This window comes from Streptomyces endocoffeicus, assembly GCF_016741935.1.
GTDB lineage: Bacteria > Actinomycetota > Actinomycetes > Streptomycetales > Streptomycetaceae > Streptomyces > Streptomyces endocoffeicus.
Map to the genome: position 1 here is coordinate 336,604 of NZ_JAERRG010000010.1, position 7,178 is coordinate 343,781.

Below are 7,178 nucleotides of genomic sequence, written 5' to 3' on the forward strand. Positions count from 1 at the left end.
ACTCGTGGTGGTCAGCGACCCGCGGTGGCCAAAGGCCCATGGCAGTCAGGGACCCATGGCGGCCAGAGACCCATGGCGGCCAGAGACCCATGGCGGTCAGAGCCCTGTGGTGGCCGGTGACCCGCGGTGGTCAGAGACCGCCCCGCTCCCGCTCCTCCACATACGCGTTGTACGCCGCCACCTGGGCCCGCCGCGAGGTGCGCTCCACCGGCCGCAGCGCCTCGGCCCGCGCCGTGATCTCCGACGCGCTCACCGCCCCGCCGTGCTCCCGGCCGTCCCCGCCCGCCATATACGCGATCTCCACCAGCGCACCCACCCGCTGCGCCAGCTCCAGCACCCGTATGGCCCGCGGCGGATAGCCCGGGGCGAGCACCTCGCGCCCCCGCTCGGCCCGCGCCCGATACGCCTCCAGGGCCGCCTCGGCCACCGGGCCCGCCCCGGCCACGTTCAGCCGCGAGAGCACCTCCGTGGCCTCCCGCAGGGCCTCCGCCAGCTCCCGCTCGGCCTCGCTCAGCGACGGCACGTCGGCCGGCGGCGCCTCCCGCACGGCCTGACATCGCCACACCACCTCGATGTGCTGATCGCCCTCGGGCCCGGCCGCCGACACCTCGGGCACCAGACCGAGCGCCGCCCCGGTGGCGATCACCGCCTCGCCCGCGTCGAGCGCGTGGGCGTTGAACTCCGGCGGGCCGCTCAGCCCCAGGGGATGCCCCGCTATGGGCAGCGCCACCCGCAGCCCCTTGGCCCCCAGCGCCCGCAGCCGCCCCAGCGCCAATGTGAGCCCCACCTGCGCGGACTCCCCCGGAAGTCCGGCCACCCGGTGCGACGCGTCCTCGCCCGCGATGCGATGTGCCGCCTCATCGGGGGAGACAAGTCCGGCGATAAGGGCATTTCCCCAAGCTGCGAGGCGCCCTGAACGTGGTTCATCGAGCATGGAACCAGCCTAAGGACTGTCACCGACAACGTGTGGCGTAGGTTTTCCTCAGGGGGCTGCGCCCACAGGCGCACGCACGACTCGAGACTGCAATGGGAGACAACGCGCTCATGAGCGAGGTTCTGGAGCTGCTGGACGTATCGGTGGTCCGCGATGGGCGGGCTCTGGTGGACGAGGTCTCCTGGTCGATCAAAGAAGGAGAGCGCTGGGTCATCCTCGGGCCCAACGGCGCCGGCAAGACCACCCTCCTCAACCTCGCCTCCAGCTATCTCTACCCGAGCGCCGGAACCGCCCGGATCCTCGGCGAGCAACTCGGCCGCGTCGACGTCTTCGAGCTGCGCCCCCGCGTCGGCATGGCGGGCATCGCCATGGCCGAGAAGCTGCCGCGCCGCCAGACCGTCCTGCAGACCGTCCTCACCGCCGCGTACGGCATGACGGCCCACTGGCAGGAGGACTACGACGCGGTCGACGAGACCCGCGCCCGCGCCTTCCTCGACCGCCTCGGCATGACCGAGTACCTCGACCGGAGGTTCGGCACCCTCTCCGAGGGCGAGCGCAAGCGCACCCTCATCGCCCGCGCCATGATGACCGACCCCGAGCTGCTGCTCCTCGACGAGCCCGCGGCCGGACTCGACCTCGGCGGCCGCGAGGACCTCGTCCGCCGCCTCGGACGGCTCGCCCGCGACCCGCTCGCCCCGTCGATGATCATGGTGACACATCATGTCGAGGAAATCCCCCCCGGCTTCACCCATGTTCTGATGATCCGCCAGGGGAAGGTGCTCACCGCGGGGCCGGTCGAGACCGAACTGACCTCCCGCAACCTCTCCCGCTGCTTCGGACTGCCGCTGGTCGTCGAGCGCAACGGCGACCGCTGGACCGCCCAGGGCCTGCCACTGACCTGATGTCCGCCCCCTGCGCCCACCGTGCCACCGGCAGGTGATCCGCGCACTGTCCCCGGCGACTTGGGACAACTACCATGACCATGTGGATCCGTGGGTGTGGTGGCTGATCGCCGCCGTAGGACTGGGTATCCCGCTCGTGCTGACCGCGATGCCCGAATTCGGGATGGTCGCGGTCGGCGCCGTAGCCGGTGCCATCACTGACGCGCTCGGCGGCGGCATCGTGCTTCAAGTCGTCGTCTTCTGCGCCGTCTCCGTGGCATTGGTCGCCGTCGTACGCCCGATGGCGGTCCGCAGCCGCCGTCAGCAGCCCGAGCTGCGCAGCGGCATCGAGGCGCTGAAAGGCCGCCAGGCCGTCGTCCTCGAGCGCGTCGACGACGGCGGAGGCGGCCGGATCAAGCTCGCGGGCGAGGTGTGGTCCGCGCGCTCGCTCGACCCCGACCAGGCTTACGAACCAGGGCAGCAGGTCGACGTGGTGGAGATCGACGGTGCGACGGCCGTCGTCATGTAGACGCCGTACCGGGAGTGTCCTACCAAGAGTTGAGGACGACCCGGTTGAGCTGCGGAGTCGACCATGGATCTGACAGACTCCACCCTCGGGAACCGCCAGACTTGATCATCCCGACCATCCGAATCGCCGCATGAAGGGCACGGGGAGCCGCTGTGGAACCGATCATCATCGTCCTGATCATCCTGGTGGTGCTGGTCTTCATCGCACTGATCAAGACGATCCAGGTCATCCCGCAGGCCAGTGCCGCCATCGTGGAGCGTTTCGGACGCTACACACGCACGCTCAACGCGGGCCTGAACATCGTCGTCCCGTTCATCGACTCGATCCGCAACCGCGTCGACCTCCGTGAACAGGTCGTGCCCTTCCCCCCGCAGCCGGTGATCACCCAGGACAACCTGGTGGTGAACATCGACACCGTCATCTACTACCAGGTGACCGACGCCCGCGCCGCCACCTACGAAGTGGCCAGCTACATCCAGGCGATCGAGCAGCTGACCGTCACCACCCTGCGGAACATCATCGGTGGCATGGACCTCGAGCGCACCCTGACCTCCCGCGAGGAGATCAACGCGGCGCTGCGCGGTGTCCTCGACGAGGCCACCGGCAAGTGGGGCATCCGCGTCAACCGCGTCGAGCTCAAGGCCATCGAGCCGCCGACCTCCATCCAGGACTCGATGGAGAAGCAGATGCGCGCCGACCGTGACAAGCGCGCCGCGATCCTCCAGGCCGAAGGTGTCCGGCAGTCCGAGATCCTGCGCGCGGAGGGTGAGAAGCAGTCCGCGATCCTGCGGGCCGAGGGTGAGTCCAAGGCCGCCGCGCTGCGCGCCGAGGGCGAGGCCCAGGCCATCCGTACGGTCTTCGAGTCCATCCACGCCGGAGACCCGGACCAGAAGCTGCTCTCTTACCAGTACCTCCAGATGCTGCCGAAGATCGCCGAGGGCGACGCCAACAAGCTCTGGATCGTGCCCAGCGAGATCGGCGACGCCCTCAAGGGCCTCGGCGGGGCCATGGGCAACTTCGGCCCGCTGACCGGCGGCGGAAACGGCGGCGGCACCCCCAGCGGCACCGGTAAGGAGCCCGCCCCGCGCCGCGAACAGCCCACGATCGACTGAACGGACGGCGGCGGGGCGGCCCCTTAGGACACGGCGGCGGGGCGGCCCCTTAGGGCCTTCTGTCAGGGCCTTGTGCCAGGGGATGAGACTCAGGCCGGCAGCGCGAGCCACTCCGGCAGACCGTCCCGCTCCGCCGCCCCCAGCGCCAGCAGCAGCGCATCCGAAGGCGTCGGCTCGAACGGCGCCTTGAGCAGCCGCATCCCCGCCTGCTCCGGAGTCCGGTCCGCCTTACGGTGGTTGTCCTCGGCACACGAGGCCACCGTATTCAGCCAGGTGTCCCCGCCCCCGCGCGACCGCGGCACCACATGGTCCACGGTCGTCGCCCGGCGGCCGCAGTACGCGCACCGGTGCTGGTCCCTGACCAGCACCCCGCGCCGCGACCACGGGGCACGTCTTCGGAACGGCACCCGTACGTAACGGCACAGCCGGATCACCCGCGGCAGCGGCAGATCGACGTCCGCGGCCCGCACCCGCAGCCCGGGGTGGGCGTGTTCGACGACGGCCTTGTCCTGGAGGACCAGCACCACGGCGCGCCGCAGCGTGACCGTCGCCAGCGGCTCGAAGCTCGCGTTCAGAACCAGCGTCTCGCGCATCCCGACCACCCCCCGCATCCCGGTGTCCCGGTCCGCGCCGGAGATCGGCGGGACCGGGATCAACTCTGGCCGGGAGTGTGGCCGAGAACAACGCAATTTCGCCGCGTCAGCCCGCGGTCGGCACCTCGTACTCCCCGATCAACTGGGCCCGCCCCAGCGTGTGGAACCGCAGATTGAAGCCGACCACCGCGGGCGAGGCGTCCGCGTCCGGGCCCAGCTTCTCGGCGTCCACCGCGTAGACGGTGAACACATAGCGGTGCGGACCGTCCCCGGGCGGCGGCGCGGCCCCACCGAAGTCACGGGTCCCGTAGTCGTTGCGCGCCTGTACGGCACCCTCGGGCAGGCCCGTGAAGCCACCGCTGCCCGCACCCACCGGAAGCTCGGTGACCGTGGCCGGGATGTCGAACACCACCCAGTGCCAGAACCCGCTGCCCGTCGGCGCGTCCGGGTCGAAGCAGGTGACGGCGAAACTCTTCGTCCCTTCCGGGAAACCCTCCCAGCGCAGCTGCGGAGAGGTGTTCCCCTCCGCCTGCACCTGGGCGGACTTGAGCGTGCCGCCCGGTGCCACATCGTCGCTCACCACCGTGAACGACGGCACCGGCGGATGGAAGTCGTGGGGGAGCGGGGCCCGGTTCTGCTCGGACACGTCGAGAACCTCCGAAGTCGCAGTGGATCATCTCCGCGGCCAGCCTAACGAGACCGGTACCCGGCGGGCTGGCACCATGGCGCCCATGACCGGCCCCACCCTCGCCCTCCACCTGCGCCTCGACGGCGTGACGGACAAGGACGGCTTCCTCGCCCGCTGCGCCCGGGACCTGCGCTTTCCCGACTGGTACGGGCGAAATTGGGATGCCCTCGCCGACTGCGTCACCGATCTGTCCTGGTGGGCCGAGGGCGGCGAGCCCAGCGGTTGTCTGCTGGACATCCAGGGCTGGCCGGCCTTCCGCGACGCGGACCCCGACGCCGCCGCGATCGCGGCCGACATCCTGGCCGACGCGGAGGCGTACTGGGCGGCGCGGGGACGGCCCCTGGTGGTGCGCTACGACGACGGCCCCTGAGGGCTGCGCTACGACGACGCCCCTGAGGGCACGAGGACGGCCGCTGCCGGGGGCCGCGGGGCGCCGCGCACACGAACGCGGGGCGTGCACCGAGCCGCCCTCGGTGCACGCCCCGCGCGGAAGTCCGGTCCGGGGAGGGGGAAACCTCAGAACCAGTTGCGCTTGCCGCCGACCTGGGCGAGCCACTGGTTCAGGTACGCGGCCCAGTCGGTGTCCTGGAAGCTGGCCAGGTTCATGGTGAACGACCGGTAGGTGTCACTGCCCTCGGAGAACAGCCCCGGCTTCTTGTCCATCTCCAGCACCACGTCCATCTCGCGGTCGTCCGCGACGAAGGTCAACTCCACCTGGTTCAGGCCCCGGTACTGCTCCGGCGCGTAGAACTCGATCTCCTGGTAGAAGGGCAGCCGCTGCCGGGTCCCACGGATGTGGCCACGCTCCAGGTCGGCGCCCTTGAACCGGAAGCCGAGGTTGCCGAAGGCATCGAGGATCGCCTGCTGGGCGGGGAGCGGATGCACATTGACCGGGTCCAGGTCGCCCGAGTCCACCGCGCGCGCGATGGCCAGCTCGGTGGTCACCCCCACGTTCATACCGGTCAGATGCCGGCCCATGAACATGGTGATCGGGGTCTCCCACGGAATCTCCAGGCCGAACTGCACCGCGTGCACCGCGCCCGGCTGCACCTCGAACGCACCGCCCAGCCGCTGCCGGGTGAACTCCACGTCCTGCTTGTACTCCTGGTCGTTGCCCTCCACCTCGACCCGCGCCTGCAGGCCGACCGAGAGCCCCTCGATCTGCTGCGCGACCGAGCCGCCCTGGATCCGGACCTCGCCCTGCACGATGCCGCCCGGGACGACGTTCTCCTCGGTCAACACCGTCTCCACCGAAGCGCCACCGGCACCCATACTCGCGAGCAGCTTCTTGAAGCCCATGTTCTCCCTCTCAAGGACGCGACTGCGTCTTGACTCGATCGCATTCGATCACTGTTGACACCTAGAAACGCGAAACAGCCATGGACGGTTCCGCGGCTCACACCCTTCCAGCGGACCGGTGCCGCCTCCAACCACCGGTTCATATCTGTTCCACTACGCTCGGGGCGCGTGACAGCAGGACCTGACCGCACCCCCCTCGACCGTGCCTTCTTCGACCGGCCCGTCCTCGAGGTCGCCCCCGACCTCCTGGGCCGCGTCCTGGTCCGGCGTACCCCGGACGGACCGATCGAATTGCGCCTGACCGAGGTCGAGGCGTACGCGGGCCCGGCGGACCCCGGCTCGCACGCCTACCGTGGCCCCACCGAGCGCAACGCCGTGATGTTCGGCCCCCCGGGGCATGCGTATGTCTACTTCACCTATGGCATGTGGCACTGCCTCAACCTGGTCTGCGGACCGGAGGGCCACGCCAGTGGGGTGCTGCTGCGCGCGGGCGAGGTGCTGCACGGCCATGAGTGGGCCCATCGGCGCAGACCGAAGGCGCGCAACGACCATGAGCTGGCCAAGGGCCCGGCCCGGCTGGCCACGGCCCTGGGCGTGGACCGCAGACTGGACGGCAGCGATGTGTGCGGGAGCCCCGATGCCCCGCTCGCCATACTCACCGGCCACCCCGCCCGGCCCGAGCAGGTGCTCAGTGGTCCGCGCACCGGTGTGGGCGGCGAGGGCGCGACCCATCCCTGGCGCTTCTGGATCGACGGCGATCCCTCGGTGAGCCCGTACCGGGCCCACACCCCGCGCCGCCGGAATGCGACGCGCCGTCAGGTCGGAACTTGACTCCGCTGGACGGGACGCCTAACGTAGCCCGAGCCGCTTGAGACGGGCAGTGCTGTGGCCACGATCCCAGGATCGAGTCACCGCGGCCCCGGAGTGGCCAACCACTACGACGACTCCCGAACAGGGTCCTGTTTCGCTGCGCGAAAATAAGGCCCGGGGCTCCGATTAGGAGCCGAGCGGGAAATTCGCTAAAGTAGTGGACACGCCGGAAGGCGCGAAAGACCCCGCTCCAGCAGGGGGCCGGAAACGGAATTCGGATCGGAAACGACCGGGAATCGGATCTGGTAAGGTTGGAAACACCGAAGGGAAGA

The 7,178-nt window shown here is 70.2% G+C and carries 9 protein-coding genes; 5 read left to right on the top strand and 4 right to left on the bottom strand.

Annotated elements, in window-relative coordinates; genetic code table 11:
• Positions 1–130: 130 nt before the first annotated feature.
• Positions 131–934: an Rv1486c family protein gene (locus tag JK364_RS25875; RefSeq protein ID WP_201853669.1), complete on the bottom strand. Its 804-nt coding sequence runs from the start codon at positions 932–934 to the stop codon at positions 131–133.
• A gap of 110 nt (positions 935–1,044) precedes the next feature.
• Here JK364_RS25875 and JK364_RS25880 point away from each other — a divergent pair, with 110 nt between their 5' ends.
• The 3 genes from JK364_RS25880 to JK364_RS25890 all read left to right on the top strand — a co-directional run bounded on the left by JK364_RS25880 (position 1,045) and on the right by JK364_RS25890 (position 3,456).
• Positions 1,045–1,836: an ABC transporter ATP-binding protein gene (locus JK364_RS25880; protein ID WP_201853670.1), complete on the top strand. Its 792-nt coding sequence runs from the start codon at positions 1,045–1,047 to the stop codon at positions 1,834–1,836.
• Between the two features lie 82 nt (positions 1,837–1,918).
• Positions 1,919–2,344, top strand: coding sequence for an NfeD family protein (locus JK364_RS25885; RefSeq protein WP_121825037.1), 426 nt, complete (start codon positions 1,919–1,921; stop codon positions 2,342–2,344).
• Between the two features lie 152 nt (positions 2,345–2,496).
• The gene (locus tag JK364_RS25890; RefSeq protein ID WP_044577455.1) at positions 2,497–3,456 is read left to right on the top strand and encodes an SPFH domain-containing protein; all 960 of its coding nucleotides are present in this window, start codon (positions 2,497–2,499) and stop codon (positions 3,454–3,456) included.
• An 89-nt stretch (positions 3,457–3,545) separates the two neighbouring features.
• Here JK364_RS25890 and JK364_RS25895 read toward each other — a convergent pair whose 3' ends face one another.
• Together JK364_RS25895 and JK364_RS25900 are read right to left on the bottom strand one after the other, a co-directional pair.
• Positions 3,546–4,049 (bottom strand): HNH endonuclease, encoded by a 504-nt coding sequence (locus JK364_RS25895; protein ID WP_037963497.1) that lies wholly within the window; start codon positions 4,047–4,049, stop codon positions 3,546–3,548.
• A 106-nt stretch (positions 4,050–4,155) separates the two neighbouring features.
• Positions 4,156–4,695 (bottom strand): YbhB/YbcL family Raf kinase inhibitor-like protein, encoded by a 540-nt coding sequence (locus JK364_RS25900; RefSeq protein ID WP_201853671.1) that lies wholly within the window; start codon positions 4,693–4,695, stop codon positions 4,156–4,158.
• A gap of 85 nt (positions 4,696–4,780) precedes the next feature.
• Between JK364_RS25900 and JK364_RS25905 the strand changes: the two genes are divergently transcribed.
• Positions 4,781–5,107: a barstar family protein gene (locus tag JK364_RS25905; protein ID WP_223863993.1), complete on the top strand. Its 327-nt coding sequence runs from the start codon at positions 4,781–4,783 to the stop codon at positions 5,105–5,107.
• Positions 5,108–5,253: 146 nt separating this feature from the next.
• Here the strand turns inward: JK364_RS25905 and JK364_RS25910 are convergent, their stop codons facing one another.
• Positions 5,254–6,036, bottom strand: coding sequence for a sporulation protein (locus JK364_RS25910; RefSeq protein ID WP_201853672.1), 783 nt, complete (start codon positions 6,034–6,036; stop codon positions 5,254–5,256).
• A 168-nt stretch (positions 6,037–6,204) separates the two neighbouring features.
• Here JK364_RS25910 and JK364_RS25915 point away from each other — a divergent pair, with 168 nt between their 5' ends.
• Positions 6,205–6,867 (top strand): DNA-3-methyladenine glycosylase, encoded by a 663-nt coding sequence (locus tag JK364_RS25915; protein ID WP_201853673.1) that lies wholly within the window; start codon positions 6,205–6,207, stop codon positions 6,865–6,867.
• Positions 6,868–7,178: the final 311 nt, after the last annotated feature.

What these genes read in the sequence shown, in the direction of transcription:
- JK364_RS25875 (WP_201853669.1), bottom strand. Translation starts at nt 934, where the DNA reads ATGCTCGATGAACCACGTTCAGGGCGCCTCGCAGCTTGGGGAAATGCC.
- JK364_RS25880 (WP_201853670.1), top strand. Translation starts at nt 1,045, where the DNA reads ATGAGCGAGGTTCTGGAGCTGCTGGACGTATCGGTGGTCCGCGATGGG.
- JK364_RS25895 (WP_037963497.1), bottom strand. Translation starts at nt 4,049, where the DNA reads ATGCGCGAGACGCTGGTTCTGAACGCGAGCTTCGAGCCGCTGGCGACG.
- JK364_RS25905 (WP_223863993.1), top strand. Translation starts at nt 4,781, where the DNA reads ATGACCGGCCCCACCCTCGCCCTCCACCTGCGCCTCGACGGCGTGACG.
- JK364_RS25910 (WP_201853672.1), bottom strand. Translation starts at nt 6,036, where the DNA reads ATGGGCTTCAAGAAGCTGCTCGCGAGTATGGGTGCCGGTGGCGCTTCG.